The organism is Neorhizobium sp. NCHU2750, from assembly GCF_003597675.1.
In the GTDB taxonomy this organism is placed as follows: Bacteria; Pseudomonadota; Alphaproteobacteria; order Rhizobiales; family Rhizobiaceae; genus Neorhizobium.
This window is the reverse complement of the sequence record NZ_CP030827.1, coordinates 964016-980226: the sequence shown is the minus strand read 5'-3', so window position 1 is coordinate 980226 and position 16211 is coordinate 964016. Positions and strand designations below refer to the sequence as shown.

At 61.5% G+C, this 16211-nt stretch carries 20 protein-coding genes; 14 read left to right on the top strand and 6 right to left on the bottom strand.

Annotated elements, in window-relative coordinates:
* The first annotated feature begins 66 nt into the window (after window positions 1-66).
* Together NCHU2750_RS04830 and NCHU2750_RS30350 are read left to right on the top strand one after the other, a co-directional pair.
* Window positions 67-1971 carry an ABCB family ABC transporter ATP-binding protein/permease gene (locus NCHU2750_RS04830; protein WP_119939421.1) on the top strand — a complete coding sequence of 635 codons (1905 nt, stop codon included), beginning with the start codon at window positions 67-69 and terminating at the stop codon, window positions 1969-1971.
* 40 nt (window positions 1972-2011) lie between these two features.
* Window positions 2012-2164: a hypothetical protein gene (locus NCHU2750_RS30350; protein ID WP_162939494.1), complete on the top strand. Its 153-nt coding sequence runs from the start codon at window positions 2012-2014 to the stop codon at window positions 2162-2164.
* 73 nt (window positions 2165-2237) lie between these two features.
* Here the strand turns inward: NCHU2750_RS30350 and NCHU2750_RS04825 are convergent, their stop codons facing one another.
* Both NCHU2750_RS04825 and NCHU2750_RS31130 read right to left on the bottom strand, forming a co-directional pair.
* The gene (locus NCHU2750_RS04825; RefSeq protein ID WP_119939420.1) at window positions 2238-2501 is read right to left on the bottom strand and encodes a hypothetical protein; all 264 of its coding nucleotides are present in this window, start codon (window positions 2499-2501) and stop codon (window positions 2238-2240) included.
* A gap of 450 nt (window positions 2502-2951) precedes the next feature.
* Window positions 2952-3077 (bottom strand): hypothetical protein, encoded by a 126-nt coding sequence (locus NCHU2750_RS31130; protein WP_256377701.1) that lies wholly within the window; start codon window positions 3075-3077, stop codon window positions 2952-2954.
* A 359-nt stretch (window positions 3078-3436) separates the two neighbouring features.
* Here NCHU2750_RS31130 and NCHU2750_RS04820 point away from each other — a divergent pair, with 359 nt between their 5' ends.
* The 3 genes from NCHU2750_RS04820 to NCHU2750_RS30345 all read left to right on the top strand — a co-directional run bounded on the left by NCHU2750_RS04820 (window position 3437) and on the right by NCHU2750_RS30345 (window position 5313).
* Complete coding sequence (locus NCHU2750_RS04820) at window positions 3437-4135, top strand: phosphatidylserine decarboxylase (protein WP_119942957.1); 699 nt, start codon at window positions 3437-3439, stop codon at window positions 4133-4135.
* A 25-nt stretch (window positions 4136-4160) separates the two neighbouring features.
* Window positions 4161-4985: a CDP-alcohol phosphatidyltransferase family protein gene (locus NCHU2750_RS04815; protein ID WP_119939419.1), complete on the top strand. Its 825-nt coding sequence runs from the start codon at window positions 4161-4163 to the stop codon at window positions 4983-4985.
* A gap of 190 nt (window positions 4986-5175) precedes the next feature.
* A complete protein-coding gene (locus NCHU2750_RS30345) occupies window positions 5176-5313 on the top strand; it encodes a hypothetical protein (protein ID WP_162939493.1) in 138 nt (45 codons plus the stop codon).
* Between the two features lie 5 nt (window positions 5314-5318).
* Here NCHU2750_RS30345 and NCHU2750_RS04810 read toward each other — a convergent pair whose 3' ends face one another.
* Genes NCHU2750_RS04810 through NCHU2750_RS04800 form a run of 3 tightly spaced genes read right to left on the bottom strand, consistent with a single transcriptional unit; the run spans window position 5319 to window position 7116 of the window.
* Window positions 5319-5936 (bottom strand): LysE/ArgO family amino acid transporter, encoded by a 618-nt coding sequence (locus NCHU2750_RS04810; protein WP_205583891.1) that lies wholly within the window; start codon window positions 5934-5936, stop codon window positions 5319-5321.
* Between the two features lie 33 nt (window positions 5937-5969).
* Window positions 5970-6734 carry an SOS response-associated peptidase gene (locus NCHU2750_RS04805; RefSeq protein ID WP_119939417.1) on the bottom strand — a complete coding sequence of 255 codons (765 nt, stop codon included), beginning with the start codon at window positions 6732-6734 and terminating at the stop codon, window positions 5970-5972.
* A gap of 55 nt (window positions 6735-6789) precedes the next feature.
* Window positions 6790-7116 (bottom strand): YnfA family protein, encoded by a 327-nt coding sequence (locus NCHU2750_RS04800; RefSeq protein ID WP_119939416.1) that lies wholly within the window; start codon window positions 7114-7116, stop codon window positions 6790-6792.
* Window positions 7117-7244: 128 nt separating this feature from the next.
* Here NCHU2750_RS04800 and NCHU2750_RS04795 point away from each other — a divergent pair, with 128 nt between their 5' ends.
* The 6 genes from NCHU2750_RS04795 to NCHU2750_RS04770 all read left to right on the top strand — a co-directional run bounded on the left by NCHU2750_RS04795 (window position 7245) and on the right by NCHU2750_RS04770 (window position 10038).
* Window positions 7245-7523 carry a type II toxin-antitoxin system RelE/ParE family toxin gene (locus NCHU2750_RS04795; RefSeq protein ID WP_119939415.1) on the top strand — a complete coding sequence of 93 codons (279 nt, stop codon included), beginning with the start codon at window positions 7245-7247 and terminating at the stop codon, window positions 7521-7523.
* Window positions 7524-7543: 20 nt separating this feature from the next.
* On the top strand, window positions 7544-7852 hold the full coding sequence (locus tag NCHU2750_RS04790; protein ID WP_119942955.1) for a HigA family addiction module antitoxin: 309 nt from the start codon (window positions 7544-7546) through the stop codon (window positions 7850-7852).
* Window positions 7853-7863: 11 nt separating this feature from the next.
* Window positions 7864-8280, top strand: coding sequence for an NUDIX hydrolase (locus NCHU2750_RS04785; RefSeq protein ID WP_119939414.1), 417 nt, complete (start codon window positions 7864-7866; stop codon window positions 8278-8280).
* Between the two features lie 111 nt (window positions 8281-8391).
* Window positions 8392-8856 carry a TIGR02301 family protein gene (locus NCHU2750_RS04780; protein ID WP_119942953.1) on the top strand — a complete coding sequence of 155 codons (465 nt, stop codon included), beginning with the start codon at window positions 8392-8394 and terminating at the stop codon, window positions 8854-8856.
* Window positions 8857-8972: 116 nt separating this feature from the next.
* Window positions 8973-9230: a hypothetical protein gene (locus tag NCHU2750_RS04775; RefSeq protein ID WP_119939413.1), complete on the top strand. Its 258-nt coding sequence runs from the start codon at window positions 8973-8975 to the stop codon at window positions 9228-9230.
* 13 nt (window positions 9231-9243) lie between these two features.
* Window positions 9244-10038 carry a hypothetical protein gene (locus NCHU2750_RS04770; protein WP_119939412.1) on the top strand — a complete coding sequence of 265 codons (795 nt, stop codon included), beginning with the start codon at window positions 9244-9246 and terminating at the stop codon, window positions 10036-10038.
* Window positions 10039-10201: 163 nt separating this feature from the next.
* Here NCHU2750_RS04770 and NCHU2750_RS04765 read toward each other — a convergent pair whose 3' ends face one another.
* Window positions 10202-11014, bottom strand: coding sequence for an ATP-binding cassette domain-containing protein (locus NCHU2750_RS04765; RefSeq protein ID WP_119939411.1), 813 nt, complete (start codon window positions 11012-11014; stop codon window positions 10202-10204).
* A gap of 113 nt (window positions 11015-11127) precedes the next feature.
* Here NCHU2750_RS04765 and NCHU2750_RS04760 point away from each other — a divergent pair, with 113 nt between their 5' ends.
* The 3 genes from NCHU2750_RS04760 to NCHU2750_RS04750 all read left to right on the top strand — a co-directional run bounded on the left by NCHU2750_RS04760 (window position 11128) and on the right by NCHU2750_RS04750 (window position 16168).
* On the top strand, window positions 11128-12843 hold the full coding sequence (locus NCHU2750_RS04760; RefSeq protein WP_119942951.1) for an ABC transporter ATP-binding protein: 1716 nt from the start codon (window positions 11128-11130) through the stop codon (window positions 12841-12843).
* Between the two features lie 80 nt (window positions 12844-12923).
* On the top strand, window positions 12924-13808 hold the full coding sequence (locus NCHU2750_RS04755; protein ID WP_119939410.1) for a helix-turn-helix transcriptional regulator: 885 nt from the start codon (window positions 12924-12926) through the stop codon (window positions 13806-13808).
* A gap of 146 nt (window positions 13809-13954) precedes the next feature.
* Window positions 13955-16168, top strand: a complete 2214-nt coding sequence (locus tag NCHU2750_RS04750; protein ID WP_245480334.1) for a TonB-dependent siderophore receptor — start codon at window positions 13955-13957, stop codon at window positions 16166-16168.
* The last annotated feature ends 43 nt before the right edge of the window (window positions 16169-16211 follow it).

Genomic DNA, 16211 nt, shown 5'->3' with positions numbered 1-16211 from the left:
TGCAACTAAGCGCTTTGCCGCCTATGTGCCGAGGGCCCGCCTTCAAGCCGGCGACCGGAGCGTTTCATGGCAGAGAAAAAGAAGATCGTATCGGCGGATGCCGGCAACCCGTTCGGTACGCTGATCAATCTGTGGCCCTATATGTGGCCGACGGGACGGGCCGACCTGAAGGCCCGCGTGCTGTGGGCAACGGTCCTGCTGATCCTTGCCAAATTCGTGCTGATATCGGTCCCCTATTTCTTCAAATGGGCGACGGATGCGCTGAACGGCAAGTTCGACATGGCAGGCGTGCTGCCGGCCTTCCTGCTCGGCGCCGTAGTCCTCGTCATTGCCTATAACTTTACCCGCATCCTGCAGGTGGGACTGAACCAGCTGCGCGACGCGCTGTTTGCCTCGGTCGGCCAATATGCGGTGCGCCAATTGGCACACCGGACCTTTGTCCACATGCACGAGCTTTCGCTGCGCTTCCACCTGGAGCGCAAGACGGGCGGCCTGTCGCGCATCATCGAGCGCGGCACCAAGGGTATCGAGACGATCGTCCGTTTCACCATATTGAACTCGATCCCGACGCTGATCGAGTTCCTGATGACGGCGGTCATTTTCTGGACGGCCTACGGGTTCTGGTATCTGGCCGTGACGGCGGCCACCGTCGCCGCCTATATCTGGTTCACCATCAAGGCGAGCGACTGGCGCATCTCGATCCGCCGCACGATGAACGACAGCGATACGGACGCCAATACCAAGGCGATCGATTCGCTTCTGAACTTCGAGACGGTCAAATATTTCGGCAACGAGGAGATGGAAGCGAAGCGCTTCGATGCCTCGATGGAACGCTACGAGAAGGCGGCGACGGAAGTGTGGACCTCGCTCGGCTGGCTGAACTTCGGCCAGGGCCTGATCTTCGGGCTTGGCCAAACCATCATCATGATCATGTCGGCGCTTGCCGTGCAGCGCGGCGACCAGACGATCGGCGATTTCGTGTTCGTCAATGCGCTGTTGATGCAGCTTTCCGTGCCGCTCAATTTCATCGGCTTCGTCTATCGCGAAATCCGCCAGGGCCTCACCGATATCGAGCAGATGTTCGACCTCCTGGAGGTCGAGGCAGAAGTCGTCGACCGGCCGGATGCCAGGCCGCTGGTGCTCAATGCCGATGCCGCGCAGAAGGGGGCGATCTCCTTCCGCGACGTGCAGTTCTTCTATGATGCGGCAAGGCCGATCCTGAAAGGCATTTCCTTCGACGTGCCGGCCGGCAAGACGGTGGCGATCGTCGGCCCTTCGGGGGCGGGTAAATCGACGATTTCCCGGCTGCTCTACCGGTTCTACGACATCCAGGGCGGGTCGATCACCATTGACGGGCAGGATGTGCGCGCGGTGACGCAGAAGTCGCTGCGGGCCGCGATCGGCATGGTGCCGCAGGATACGGTGCTGTTCAACGACACGGTTGCCTACAATATCCGCTACGGCCGAACCGGCGCTTCCGAGGCCGAGATGCAGGCCGCCGCCGAGATCGCCCAGATCGACGGCTTCATCAAGCAGCTGCCGGAAGGATATGAGACGAAGGTCGGCGAACGCGGGCTGAAACTTTCGGGTGGTGAAAAGCAGCGCGTTGCGATTGCCCGCACGGTTTTGAAGGCGCCGCCGATCCTGATCCTCGACGAAGCCACCTCGGCGCTCGACACGACGACCGAACACGAAATCCAGTCGGCGCTCGACCAGGTATCGAAGAACCGCACGACGCTGGTCATCGCCCATCGGCTCTCCACCGTGATCGGCGCCGACGAGATCATCGTGCTGCGCGCCGGCGAAATCGCCGAACGCGGCACGCATGCCGATCTTCTGGCACAGGGCGGGCTCTATGCATCGATGTGGAACCGGCAGCGCGAGGCAACGCAGGCGGAGGAACACCTGCGGCAGGTGCGCGAAAGCGACGATCTGGGGATCGTCACACGGGGCGCGCCGGCGGCGGAATGACGGCCGGTTGGAATAGAGAGTCGAAAGAGGAGGTTAGGCCATGACGATCAAGAGACGGATGAACTACTCGGCCAAGCGTATGCTGATGGCCGGCACGCTCGTCATCGCCTATCTGCTGACGCTGGCTCTCTGGGGCTCGCCGCTTCTGGCGTTGACCACCTGGCTCGGTATCGTCGATCCGGCAAAGATCTGACATCCGAGTATTCCCAGCGGCGCGCGCCGGGCGACCGGACCTGCGCCATGAAGGATATCTGCGGGATGTGTTCCTACCAGCCTAGACATGTTTCGCTCGCCTTGGGCGTAGCTCTCCTTAAAGAGACATCCGCCTCAAATTCATTGGTGTGGAGCGGCTGCGCCATGCGGGCGCCGTGAGGGGCTGCGCGCGGCTTTGCCGTCTTGCCGGAAAGATATGTCTGCGAGGCTGCTGATAGCAGCTGCGTGAATTCCGGCGTGGAAATCCTGTCCGCCCGCCGTAACAGGGCGATCAGGGGGTCGTTCAATACGTCTTCAATCGTCAGGTCGCGTTGCATGGTTTTGCTCCTCATCCAAAACCTATACACAGGCTGCACAACAGCCACGTTGCAAAACTACGGCCAAAACGGGGCATTTTCGATGTGGCAAAATCGCCGCCACACACATTTTGGTTGTGGAAAAGGCGGGGCGGACGGATGCCGCACACATCGCAGAGAAACACGGAAAAGCCTCAGCCAGGCTGTGATCCTCCCAGATGGGCCGCCGTGTTTCGGCTCTGCGTCTTTTTGCACGCATCCATCATGACGTCGGTGACGATCGTTGGCAGGCAAGCTTTTTGGGAGGTGGGGTGAAACCAGAGGACGCACAGCCGGCGCGCCGGGCCGGCAGGAGTGCTGCCGGCAAATCATTGCCACCATCTGCGCGGCAATCAGCCTCACACACATGAGGCGTTCAAGGGCACTATTCCCGTTGACCGGCACCGCATATGGGAACCGGCCGATCAAAGCCTAGCGGCGCGGAGAACCGAAGCGGTTCCGTTCGCGATAACGTCGCTGGCTCCACACCGTATAGGCGACCGCAGCGATCACCACCGCTATATCCGCCATTGCAACGAGGCACCAAGTCACATTCATTTCCAACTCTTCCGTTTTCGGGCCGAAGCTAGGTCCAGAAGTGCTTCCTAAATAAGATAGGCCTCTTCCAAAGCTTCGACCTTGATGTAAGTCAGACGTCCCCTGAACCACTTTCATGACAGTGACATGAAACTCGAAGCAAGAAGCATGCCTGATTGCTGCAGTGCAACAAATGTCGCATGCCCTATCATAGAATGGAACGGCATCGTCGCGCAATGGTTGCAGAAAACCAGGATAGAGTGAGGTGTGGAAGGAACCGCATTGCCGCGATTACCGTTTTTCGATAGTCAGTGCCGGCCGACATGGGCATTAGGCTGCCAAATACGCCCCAAGATGCGCCCTTCAGGGAGAAACTGTTGATCAACCTTTTCGACACCATCCGCAACACGCTCGTGCCGATTCACAAGGAAGGCTATGTCTTCGTTGCGATCTTTTTCATCGTTTCGCTGATCCTGGGATATTTCGCCGAGCCGCTGTTCTGGATCGGCCTCGTGCTGACACTCTGGTGTGCCTATTTCTTCCGCGATCCGGAACGCGTCGTGCCTCAGGATGACGATCTTATCCTGTCGCCCGCCGATGGCCGGATCAGCCATGTGGCGATGGTCGTGCCGCCGGCAGAGCTCGGCCTGGGTCATGAACCGATGCTGCGCATCTCGGTGTTCATGAACGTGTTCAACTGCCATGTGAACCGTTCGCCGGTACGCGGCGAGGTGAAGGTGATCGAATACCGCGCCGGCCAGTTCGTCAATGCCGAGCTCGACAAGGCAAGCTCCGACAACGAGCGCAACGGCCTCGTCATCGAAAGCCGTCACGGCCAGGTCGGCGTCGTGCAGATTGCAGGCTTCGTCGCACGCCGCATCGTCTGCTGGGTCAAGCCCGGCGAACCGGTGAATGCCGGCGAACGATTCGGCCTGATCCGCTTCGGCTCGCGCCTCGACGTCTTCGTGCCGCATGGCGGCCAGGCGCGCGTCTCGATCGGCCAACTGGCGATTGCCGGCGAAACCGTGCTTGCCGAATTCGGCTCGGCCAAGGGGCCTTCGCTCGGCCGCCGAAGCTGACAGAAGCATCGCAGAGGACCCCGACATGGACCCCGATATGGATGTGCCACCAGCAGATCAGCACCACTCGACGGATGAGGCCCGCGGGCCGCGCTTGCGGGAAATCCCCATCCGGCTGATGGTCCCCAACCTGATCACGGCGCTGGCGATCTGCGCCGGCCTGACGGGCATCCGCCTCGCCTTCGAGGGACGTTACGAGCTGGCGGTGGCGATGGTTCTGCTCGCCGCCTTTCTCGACGGGATCGACGGGCGTGTCGCAAGGTTGCTCAAGGCGACGTCGAAATTCGGCGTGCAGATGGATTCGCTTGCCGACATCATCAATTTCGGCGTGGCCCCTGCTCTCGTCTCCTATGCCTTCCTGCTCGATGGCGCCCGCTCGCTCGGCTGGATCGCGGCACTGCTCTATGCGATTGCCGCCGGCCTGAGGCTTGCCCGCTTCAACGTGATGGAAGACCGAGGCATCAAGGCACCGTGGCAATCGGAATTCTTCGTCGGCGTACCGGCGCCGATGGGCGCCATGCTGGTGCTTCTGCCCGTCTATCTCGGTTTTCTCGGGGTCGAGCGCACGCCGTTCTTCATCTATGCCAGCGTCGCCTATACGGTTGCCATCGGCTATCTTCTGGTGTCGCGCCTGCCCGTATGGTCGGGCAAATCCAGCAAGATCCGCCCGGAGCTGATGTTCCCGATCCTGCTTCTCGTGGTGCTCTATGTTGGGCTGCTGATGAGCTACACCTGGGAAGTGCTGTCGGTCACCGTCGTTGCCTATCTCTGCGTCCTGCCCTTCAGCGCCAAGGCCTGGCACCGCCGCTACGGCACGATCACCATCGAGGACGATAGCCCGCATCTCTAGGGTCAAAACCTTTGCTGCAATGCACTGATATTGCTGCATTGCAGCTCCCGCCTGCGGCAAGTTGCCACGCGTAGACTGACCTCATCGAAAACGGACGGATAAGCCTTTATTCCGCCCCTATTGCCGGTGAATTGCCGGCGCCCCGCAACAACCGGAATCAACGCGGGAATGGATTGATGAGGACCAGAACGTGAGCAATACCGCCAAGACCGATGCCCCGGAAGCAAAGCCGGACTTTACCGCACATTACCGCCCGATCGGCCTGAAGGCTGTCGCTGCAGCCGCCATGATGCTGAAGCGCAAGCCGAAGCTTTCACCCATCCGGTAAATCCATCACAACCCGGCTGCGGCATTTGACAGCAGCCCGAGCGCCAAGGCGCTCATGACGAGGCCGATCAGGCCGTCGAGCACCCGCCATGCGGCGGGTCTGGCGAAGACCGGTGCCAAAAGACGCGCGCCGTAGCCAAGCCCGAAAAACCACAGGAACGAGGCGGACGCCGCGCCGGCCCCATAAGCCCACCGTTCCATGCCTTCAAACCCGGCCGACAGGCTGCCTAAAAGCAGGACCGTGTCGAGATAGACATGCGGGTTCAAGAAGGTGAAGGCGAGGCAGGTCACTATGGCCGCCCTGAGCGATAGGCCTTGCGCCGATGCGGTCGCCATTGCCGCGGGCCTTGCCGCCCGCCGGAAGGCAAGCACGGCATAACTGCCGAGAAAGACCGCGCCACCCAGCGTCACCAGCAGGATCAGCAGTTTCGAGCGCGACACGAGCGCGCCCATGCCGCCGACACCGGCGGCGATCAGAAGCGCATCGGACAGTGCGCAGATCAGGCAGAGGATGAAGACATGGCGGCGCAGCAGGCCCTGGCGCAGAATGAAAGCGTTCTGCGCGCCGATCGCCACGATCAGCGAGCCACCGAGGGCAAGGCCGGACAGGCCGGCAGACAAAATGTTCACGAAGAGGGTTTCCGGAAAGCGATAGGATCAGAAGAGTGAGAGCTGGGACTTGTCCTTGCCGGGCTTTGGCGGCTTTTCCTCAGGCATTGCGACGGCGACGGGTTTCTGCAGCTCCGGCCCCATGTTTGAGACCTTGTTGACGAGGTCCGAGACCGGGATCGCCTCGAAGAAATCCTCCTCCACCGGTGAAAGAAGATCGGCGACGTGGCGCGGTTCCTGCGTCTTGCATTCCAGCCAGCGGTCGAAATCCTCGGGTTTTATCACCACCGGCATGCGGTCATGGATGCCGCGGATCGTGCGGTTGGCCTTTGTCGTGAGGATCGCCGCGGTATCGACTTCCGACCCGTCGGCGGAAGACCATGTCTCGGCAAGGCCGGCAAAGGCGATGACGCCGCCATTCTTCGGGCGGATCCAGAAGGCCTGCGACGTCTCCCCGCTTTCCTTCGGCGGACGCATCCATTCGTAAAAGCCGGATGCCGGAACGAGGATGCGGCGATGGCGCATGGCGGCACGGAACGAAGCCTTGCCGATCGCCGTCTCGGCGCGGGCATTGATGAGGAGCGGAAACTCCTTCATGTCCTTGACCCAGCCGGGAATGAAGCCCCAGCGAGCGAGGAATGCTCGGCGTTCGGGCAGGTTGGAACCGGGCTGGCGATCCGCCTGCATGACGACCAATATCGGCTGGGTCGGCGCGATGTTGAACCGCGCCGGAAAATCCGGTTCGAAATCGACGACGCTGACGAAATGAAGGATATCGTTGGGCGACTGGGTCAGGGCATAGCGTCCGCACATGGCATTCTAGATGGCACCGGGCGGCAGACGGGTCAAGCAGCCCGCCACGTCGCGATCAGGCAGCGCGCGGCCCGAACAGGATGATCGCCCCGCCGATCAGGCAGATGACGGCGCCGGTCAGATCCCAGCGATCAGGCACCCTGCCCTCAACGCCCCAGAGCCAGAGGACCGAGGCAACGATATAGATCGCGCCATAGGCGGCATAAGCCCTGCCCGCGGCTTCCGCCGGCACCAGCGCCAGCGCCCAGGCAAACAGCGCCAGCGACAGCATGCCGGGCGCCAGCCAGAGCGGCGACCTGTCGAGCTTCCACCAAGCCCAGAAGGAGAAGCAGCCGGCAATTTCGGCAAGGGCTGAAAAGGCATAGAGTGCGTAGGTTGTCATTCGGCTGACCTTGGATCTGCTTTCAGTACCCGAACTACCACCGAGCCCGGCGGGCGACAACGGACTGACACGAAGTGAGATTGCCGTTTGCCTCTTGATGACATGTAAGCTTAGTGCTTACATGCGCTATGATCAGATCGTTTCGAAACAAAGCATTGGCAGCCTTGTTCGAAACGGGCAAGGCGGGCAGGATCGATGCCAGGATGCACAGGCGCATTCTGGTGAGGCTCGATCGTCTGGACGTGGCAGAATCACCGCAGGACATGAACCTGCCCGGCTTCGACTTTCATTCGCGGCATGGATTTGATCCGCTGCGCTACACCGTCCACGTCAACGGGCCCTGGTGCATCACATTCGAGTTCGATGGCAAGGATGCTGTCCGCGTCGATTTCGAGCAGTATCATTGACGATAAAGAAGGCCGCGGCGATGACAGAATACGCAGTAAACAGACCGATCGACCGCAGCCCCTGCCACCCGGGCGCATTGCTGGAGGAGGTCATTGCGGCCACGGGAAAGACGAAGGTCGAGATCGCGGAACTGCTCGGGATCTCGCGGCAGCAGCTCTATGATATCCTGCGCGAGCGCAAGCCGGTCTCACCCAATGTCGCCGCCCGGCTCGGCAAGATGTTCGGAGACGGGGCGGCCATCTGGCTCAGGATGCAGGCGACCTATGACGCCTGGCATGCCGAGCGGGATGTCGACGTCAGCCGGATACCGACACTGACGGCAGCCTGAGGATAGAGACCATGCCCGCTTCCCCGCAAGCAGCCTCTTCCGCCATTCTCGAACGCGATGGCCGGTTTCTGTTGATCCGGCGCACCCGGCCGCCATCGGCGGATCTGTTTGCCTTTCCCGGCGGTCGCGCAGAGCCCGGCGAGACGCCGGATCAGACCGCACTTCGGGAATTGCGTGAAGAGACAGGCATTGCGGCACGCAATCCTGTGCTGTTTGCCACTTACGACCTCAATGGCGACAGGGACGATACGCGGCATTTCTTCCTCTCCGTCTTCAGGGTCGAGGCGGATGAGGATATCGAGGCGGTGGCCAACGACGACGCAGCCGATCCCGGCTGGTACACGGTGGAGGAGATCCGCCACCTGCCCGTGCCGGCGAGCGTGCTGGAATGTGCCGAAAGGCTGGCGGCGATCCAGAAGGACGGCTAGATTCGCGATGACCGACGCGCCGGCGAATCGGGACCCTCATTGGGCGGCCACCATGAGGAGCCGCCGGCCTGGCTTCACATCCCGGCCCGATATCACACCAAGGAATGCCGTTTGAAATCGACAGCCTGCCTCGCCCTTGCCTTTCTCGTCGCGCTCGCCTCGCCGCTGGCTGCGCAGACGGCGAAGAAGCCTGCCCCGGACAAGACCTCGGAAAGGGCCACGGAGAAATCCGCACCGGCCGTGCAGCAGCCGGCACCGGCAGATGCGGCCAAGCCCGCACCCTATGACGACCAGTTGCTGCGGCTTTCGGAAGTACTCGGATCGATCAGCTATCTGCGCCAGCTCTGCGGTGCGCCGCATGAGGACTGGCGGCAATCGATGAAACAATTGCTGGATAGCGATGCGGCAAACGAGGAAGCGCGGCGCGAACGGTTGACGGCAGCCTACAATCGCGGATACCGCTCTTTTGCCGCCGTCCACACGTCCTGCACGGCGGCTGCACGCACCGCCGAGGAGCGTTACCGTAACGAAGGCGCAACACTTGCGGCAGAAATTGCCTCGCGCTTCGGAAATTAGCGGATTATTTACCTCTTTCGCCATGAGAGCGTGTCGTTTTGATAAAAGGCTGATAAAGTTCTTAACGGCGCAGTAAGCAAATCGGTCTTTGGACCGGCACCGAGGGAAGTATCAGTATGCAGTCAGGCCGCAACGAAATCGATGACATGATCGTCCACGAAAAGATGCAGGTCGCCCTCGAATATCAGAACGAAGCCTGGGCAGACGGGCGCGCGGACGGCATCGAGCCGGAGATCATCGCCGATGCGGCGATCGTCTTTGCGATGCGCGAAACCATCCGCCTGCACGGTGAACAGGGCGCCGAGGCGATGCTCGAATCACTGCGCGACCGGATGCTGGCCGGCGAGTTTTCACCCGAACGCATCATCCAGTAAGACAGAGTACATCATGCGGACCACGGTTCGTTTCCAATCCGTGATGACCCTGCTGCTGGCATCGGCGGCATCGGTTTTCTGTGCGCCGTCCGTCTCCGCCCTTTCCGACACCGGATTTCCGACGTCGGCTGATCGCCACGCCGCCCCCGCGACGTCGCTTGAAATGGCCTTCGAAGGCCCGGCCGCCAACACGCCGGCAACGGCACCCGCGGCCCCCAAGCCGGATGCGGCACAGGCGGGCGACAAGTCCGCCAGTGACAAGTCCTCTAGCACTACGTCCTCTGGCACCGCATCCCCTGGCGCCAAACCTTCCGGCGACGCGCCTGCCGCCACCGACGCGGCGGACCAGAAGCCGGCCGAGATCATTCGCGACCTCTCCACCCTGCCCGCGCCGGTCAAGGCGATGCGAGAAAAGATCATCGAGGCTGCTGCATCGGGCGATGTCGAGCGCATGCGCCCGTTGATGGAGACATCGCAGAAATCGCAGGACGGCGACAATGACGATCCGATCGAGACGCTGAAGGGCTTTTCGGGCGATCCGGACGGACAGGAGATCCTGGCGATCATCCTCGACCTTCTCTCCACCGGTGTGGCAAGGGTCGATGCCGGAACGCCGGACGAGGTCTATGTCTGGCCCTATTTCGTCGGCAAGCCGCTCGCCGACCTCACCCCGCCGGAACGGGTCGAGCTTCTGAGGATCGTCACTGCGGGCGACCTGATGGGCATGGAAGAGGCCGGCAACTACAATTTCTACCGTCTGGGGATTACACCGGACGGCAAGTGGAAGTTCATTGCCGGCGGCGACTGAGGCCGGGGCTTTTCCCAGGCACTGCCGTTATCCTCGGGCCCGTCCCGAGGAGCCATCCCCGTCATATGGATCTCGACAGTCGGCAGATGCTCGGCACGAGGCCGGGCATGACGATCGCGACGCTTTACCGATCCGGGAAAGCAGACGACGCAGGGCCAGATGCCTATTGCGCCATGGCGACCAGCCTGCCGCTGCCGGGCTGGCGGATGATGTCCATCTGCACTTCGTAGATGCGGGCCAGCTCCTCCGTCGTCATAATTTCCTCGGGCGTGCCATGAGCGATCAGCCGGCCGGCGCGCAGTGCCACGATCTCGTCGCAAAAGCGGGCCGCCATGTTGATGTCGTGCAGGACGGTGATGATGCTGATGCCCTTGTTGCGGCAGAGATCCTGCGCCAGCGACAGCACTTCCAGCTGGTGGCCGATGTCGAGCGCGGAGATCGGCTCGTCGAGCAGCAGGCATGAGGCATCCTGCGCCACCAGCATGGCGAGCCAGACGCGCTGGCGCTCGCCGCCCGAGAGATTGTCGACCAGACGATCGGCAAACGGGCCGATACCGGTCAGCTCGATCGCCTCCTCCACCTTCTTGCGGTCGGTCTCGCCGAACCTTCCAAGCGCGCCATGCCAGGGGTAGCGGCCGAGCGCCACCAGTTCCCTGACCAGCATGCCGGGGGCGGCCGGCGTGCGCTGCGGCAGATAGGCGAGCCGGCGGGCGAAATCACGGTTGCCCCAGGCGGAAAGCCGCTTGCCCTCGAACTCGACCACGCCGCCGGTCGGCGCCTGCTGGCGGCCGATCAGCTTCAGAAGCGTCGATTTGCCCGAGCCGTTATGGCCAATCAGCGCGATCGAGCGGCCGGCTGCAAGCTCCAGCGTCAGCGGGTGAAGCAGCGTGCGGCCTTCGACCGCGAAGGTCAGGTTGGTCAACGAGAGAAGCGGCTCGGCAACATCAGCCGATTTTTGCTGGGCATTCTGGAGCATTTGGGGTTTCCGCTGGGGCGCAATATCGAATATGGAGGGTTCGGCTCATGTTTGGCCAATTTCTGTCAGGCGGTCAACCACCGGCCGCGGCCTGCTTTCCCGAAGAGACCCCGATGCTTGCCCGCTTCTTTTCCTATTATCGCCCTTACCGAGGCCTTTTCATAATCGATTTCAGCTGCGCGGTGCTTTCCGGCCTGCTGGAGCTCGGTTTCCCGATGGCCGTCAAGCTGTTCATCGACAACCTGCTGGTCAGCCAGGAATGGACGCTGATCGTTCTGGCATCCGCGGCGCTGCTCGTCTGTTATGCGGTCAATACCGGGCTGATGGTGGTGGTGACCTATTGGGGCCACATGCTCGGCATCAATATCGAGACCGACATGCGCCGCGAGGCGTTCAACCATCTGCAGAAGCTTTCCTTCAGCTATTACGACAACCAGAAGACCGGGCATCTGGTCGGGCGGCTGACCAAGGATCTCGAAGAGATCGGCGAAGTTGCCCATCATGGGCCGGAAGACCTGTTCATCGCGCTGATGACCTTCTTCGGCGCGCTTCTGCTGATGATTTCGGTCAACTGGAAGCTTGCCCTGATCACCGCGCTGGTGGTGCCGCTGACGGCCTGGGTGACGAGCCGCTACGGCGCGCGGATGAGCGGCAATTTCCGCAAGCTCTTCCAGCGGATCGGCGACTTCAACGCGCGGATCGAGGAAAATGTCGGCGGCATGCGGGTGGTGCAGGCTTTTGCCAACGAGGGCCATGAACGCGACCTTTTCGAGCGCGACAACCAGAATTACCGCCGGGTGAAACTCGACGCCTACAAGATCATGGCGGCCAGCACCTCGCTCAGCTACATGAGCATGCGGCTCACACAAATGATCGTGATGATCGCCGGCGCATGGTTCGTTCTGCAGGGTGAGCTGACCGATGGCGGCTTCATCGGCTTCCTGCTTCTGATCGGCGTGTTCTTCCGGCCGGTGGAAAAGATCAATTCGGTGATCGAGACCTATCCGAAGGGGATTGCCGGCTTCCGCCGCTTTACCGAACTCGTCGATACCGTGCCGGATATTGCCGATGCGCCGGATGCGGTTGCCGTCGACAACCTCAAGGGCGCGATCGACTACCGCAACGTCTCGTTCGGCTATGTGCCGAATAAGCCGATCCTGAAGGATGTCAGCCTGTCGATCAGCCCCGGCGAGACGATCGCCTTTGTCGGCCCGTCCGGTGCCGGCAAGACGACGATCTGCTCGCTTCTGCCGCGCTTCTACGAGATCGGCGGCGGGTCGATCACCATCGACGGCATGGACATCCGCAGGATGACCAAGACGTCGCTGCGCCAGCAGATCGGCATCGTGCAGCAGGACGTCTTCCTGTTCGGCGGCACGATGCGGGAAAATATCGGCTATGGAAGGCTCGGCGCCAATGACGCCGAGATCATGGAGGCGGCCCGCCGGGCACGGCTTGAGGACATGATTGCCGGCCTGCCGGCCGGGCTCGACACGATCGTCGGTGAGCGAGGCGTCAAGCTTTCCGGCGGCCAGAAACAGCGCGTGGCGATTGCCCGGATGTTCCTGAAGAACCCGCCGATCCTGATCCTCGACGAGGCGACATCGGCGCTCGATACGGAGACGGAACGGGCGATCCAGCGGTCGCTCTCCGACCTTGCGGTCGGGCGCACGACGCTGATCATCGCCCATCGGCTTGCCACCATCCAGGGTGCCGACCGCATCGTCGTCATCGACGGCAGCGGCATTCTCGAACAGGGCACGCACCAGGAGCTGATCGCAAGGCGCGGCGCCTATAACCGGCTGCATGCGGCACAATCGGGCATGTGATTCCTCACTGTTGAAGAGATCGCAAAAACTTGATAAAAGCAGGAGAGTTTTATCAGGCTTGGGGCTCGCGGGGTCGGGGCATGACGTTTCAGCCAAGAATGCGCAATCAGATCGAGGGATTTTCGGTCCTCGGAGGCTTGCGCCGGCGAAGCTGGAACGGGATTGCCGCCGAGCTGTGGGATGTGGAATGCGCCAATTACGCCGGTGGCTATTATGTCGCGGGCGATCCGCGTGTCTTCATCCTTCTCGACCAGCGCGGTCCGGGCAATGCGGCGGTCAGGCAACGGCCCGGCGAGATCGGCCGGCCGCAGGGCGCCAACCTTTCCCCGATTTCCTATATTCCCGCCGAAATGGACCTCTGGGTCCATATCAAGGATGTCGAATATGTCCGTCATCTCGATCTTCATTTCGACGCGGATACGGTGGCGCGGCGGCTCGGCGAAGATCTCGATCCGCGCTGCCTGAAAGAACCGAAACTCGCCTTTGACGACAGAAGGGTGATGGCGCTTGCCTCGCTGATTGCCGGCGAACTCGACAATCCCGATCCGCTGCACGACCTCTATGGTGACGGGCTGGCGCTGGCGCTTTTGATCGACGTGATGAAGCTTGCCAAGGCTGAACCGCGCCGGCGCGGCCAGCTTGCCCCCTGGCAATTGAAGCGGGCGACGGAGTTCATCGACACCCATTGCCTGCGCAGCATCCGGCTGGAAGAACTGGCGCAGATCACCGGCCTGTCGCAGTCGCATTTCTCGCATTCGTTCAAGGCCTCGACCGGCATGGCGCCGCATGACTGGCAGATGAATGCGCGGCTGGAGATGGCCAAGCGCCTGCTGAAATCGGGCGAACAGCCGCTGACCGAAATCGCCGCCGAGACCGGCTTTTCCGACCACGCGCATTTTTCGCGCGTGTTCCGCAAGCATGTGGGTGTGGCGCCGTCGCAGTGGAAAAAGTCACAGTTCGCATAAAATTTACGGGCAGATGCGCAAAGCCGTGAACTTTGCCCAAGATCATTCAAATCCCGTGGATGGCAACAAGCGGAAGAATGAAATCTGAGTTAACCACTCAGCTTATTATCAGGCCGTATTCAAAGGCGGCGCGAGTGGGGCAAAGAATGAAAAGATCGATCAAGTCTTCCGTCGTGAAAGCAGGCCTTCTGGCCGGTGTCGCAGCCATCGGCATGAGCGCCGCATGGGCCGCTCAGGCGCAGGATGCAGCAAGCCAGACTTCGGGCCAGACTGGGGGCCAGACTGCGGGCCAGACAACGACGCAGAACGGCACTGCGCTCGCTCCGATCGTCATTCAGGGCGATGGCGAAAAGGGCGGCAAGGGACCCGTCAAGGGCTATGTGGCGAAGACCAGTGCCTCGGCGACCAAGACCGGCACGCCCATCCTGGAAACGCAGCAGTCGGTCTCGGTCGTGACGAAGGACCAGATGGACGCACAGGGCGTCACCAATGTGGGTGAGGCTCTGGATTATTCGGCCGGCGTCGTCGGCGAACCCTATGGCTCCGACGGCCGCTTCGACAGCCCGAGAATCCGTGGCTTCGACGGCGCCCAGAGCGAATATCTCAACGGCCTGAAGATCATGCGCACGTCCGGCGCCCCGGCAATCGAGCCCTATGGACTTGAGCGGATCGAAGTGCTGAAGGGACCTGCCTCCGTGCTGTACGGACAGGGCAATCCCGGCGGCCTGATCGACATGATCAGCAAGCATCCCCAGTTCGACAATCCGACCAACGAGGCCGGCTTCGTCTTCGGCAGCTACGACACCTATGGTGCATTCTTCGATATCGGCGGCCCGGTCAAGCAGGGTTCCGATTTCGCCTACCGCCTGACGGGCCTCGCACGCAATGCGGGCCAGCAGACCGACGATCTGCAGAATGACCGCTATTTCATTGCCCCGGCCCTGACATGGCAGCCGGACGAGGATACGACGATCACCCTGCTTGCCAGCGTCCAGCACGACAACCCGGATGCACCGTCGGGCCTGCCCTCGTCGATGCTCAGCGGCAGCAATAGCCTGTCCCGTGATTTCTCCATCGGCGACAAGGATTTCGACAGCTCGAACCGGACGCTGACCAATATCGGTTATGAGGTCGAACACAAGCTCAACGACGTCTGGACCTTCCGCCAGAACATGCGCTACTCGCATTTCAAGTGGGATTTCGACTCGCTGTATTATTCCGGCCTCGAAGCCGATGGCATCACGCTCGACCGCGGCGCCACCTATCAGCGGGAAAATCTGAACACCTGGAACCTCGACACCTCGATGCAGGCCGAGTTCGATACGGGTGAGGTCGAGCACAAGGCTATCGTTGGCCTCGATCTTCGCTATTTCAACAACAGCACCCTGACGGAGTTCGGCTACGCGCCTTCGCTCAGCAGCACCGATCCAGTCCGTGGCGTCTCGATCCCGAAGGATGTCTGGTACACGCAGGATGTGAACACGAACCTGTGGCAGGCCGGCGTCTATGCGCAGGACGAAATCTCATACGACAAGTGGCGGGCAACTCTCGGCCTTCGCCATGACTGGTCGGGAACAACCGGCGACCAATATACCAACTTTCTCGGTAGCGGAGCGACCTCCTCGCTCGATCAAAACGATCACAAGCTGACTGGCCGTGTTGGCCTGAGCTATCTGTTCGATAACGGCATCGCGCCCTATGCCAGCTATGCGACATCTTTCGAGCCGACTGCCGGCGCGAATGCCGCCGGGGACCCGCTGCGTCCGACCACCGGAGAGCAGTATGAGGTCGGCGTCAAATATCAGCCGACGGGCTTCAACGGCTTCTTCAGCGCCGCCGCCTATGACCTGAAGCAGAAGAACGTGCTGACGACGACAACGCTTCCCGGCGGCGCAACGACCTCCGACCAGATCGGCGAAGTCCACGTGAAGGGTATCGAACTCGAGGGTGTTGTCAGCCTCGCACAGGGCCTTAACCTGCGTGCCGCCTATACCTACATGGATCCCGAGATCGTCGGTGGTGACAATGATGGCAACATGCCGGCCAACACGCCGAAGAACATGGCAAGCCTGTGGCTGGACTACACATTGCAGGAAGACACGCTGGTGCCGGGTCTCGGCTTTGGCGGCGGCGTTCGCTATGTCGGCCAGCGCTATGGCCTGGATGCGAATGCTGACTCCAACGATCTGCGCTCCAACACCCTGTTCGATGCCGCGATCCATTACACCCGCGACAATATCAAGGCTTCGCTCAACTTCCAGAACATCGCCGACAAGAAATACGTCTCCAATTGCGGCAGCTTCGGTTGCTACTATGGCGATGGACGCACGGTCATGGGCAAGCTGACGTTCAGCTGGTGAGTTGGTCAGCAAAACAGTTAAGTTGACACGCCATATCAAGCTT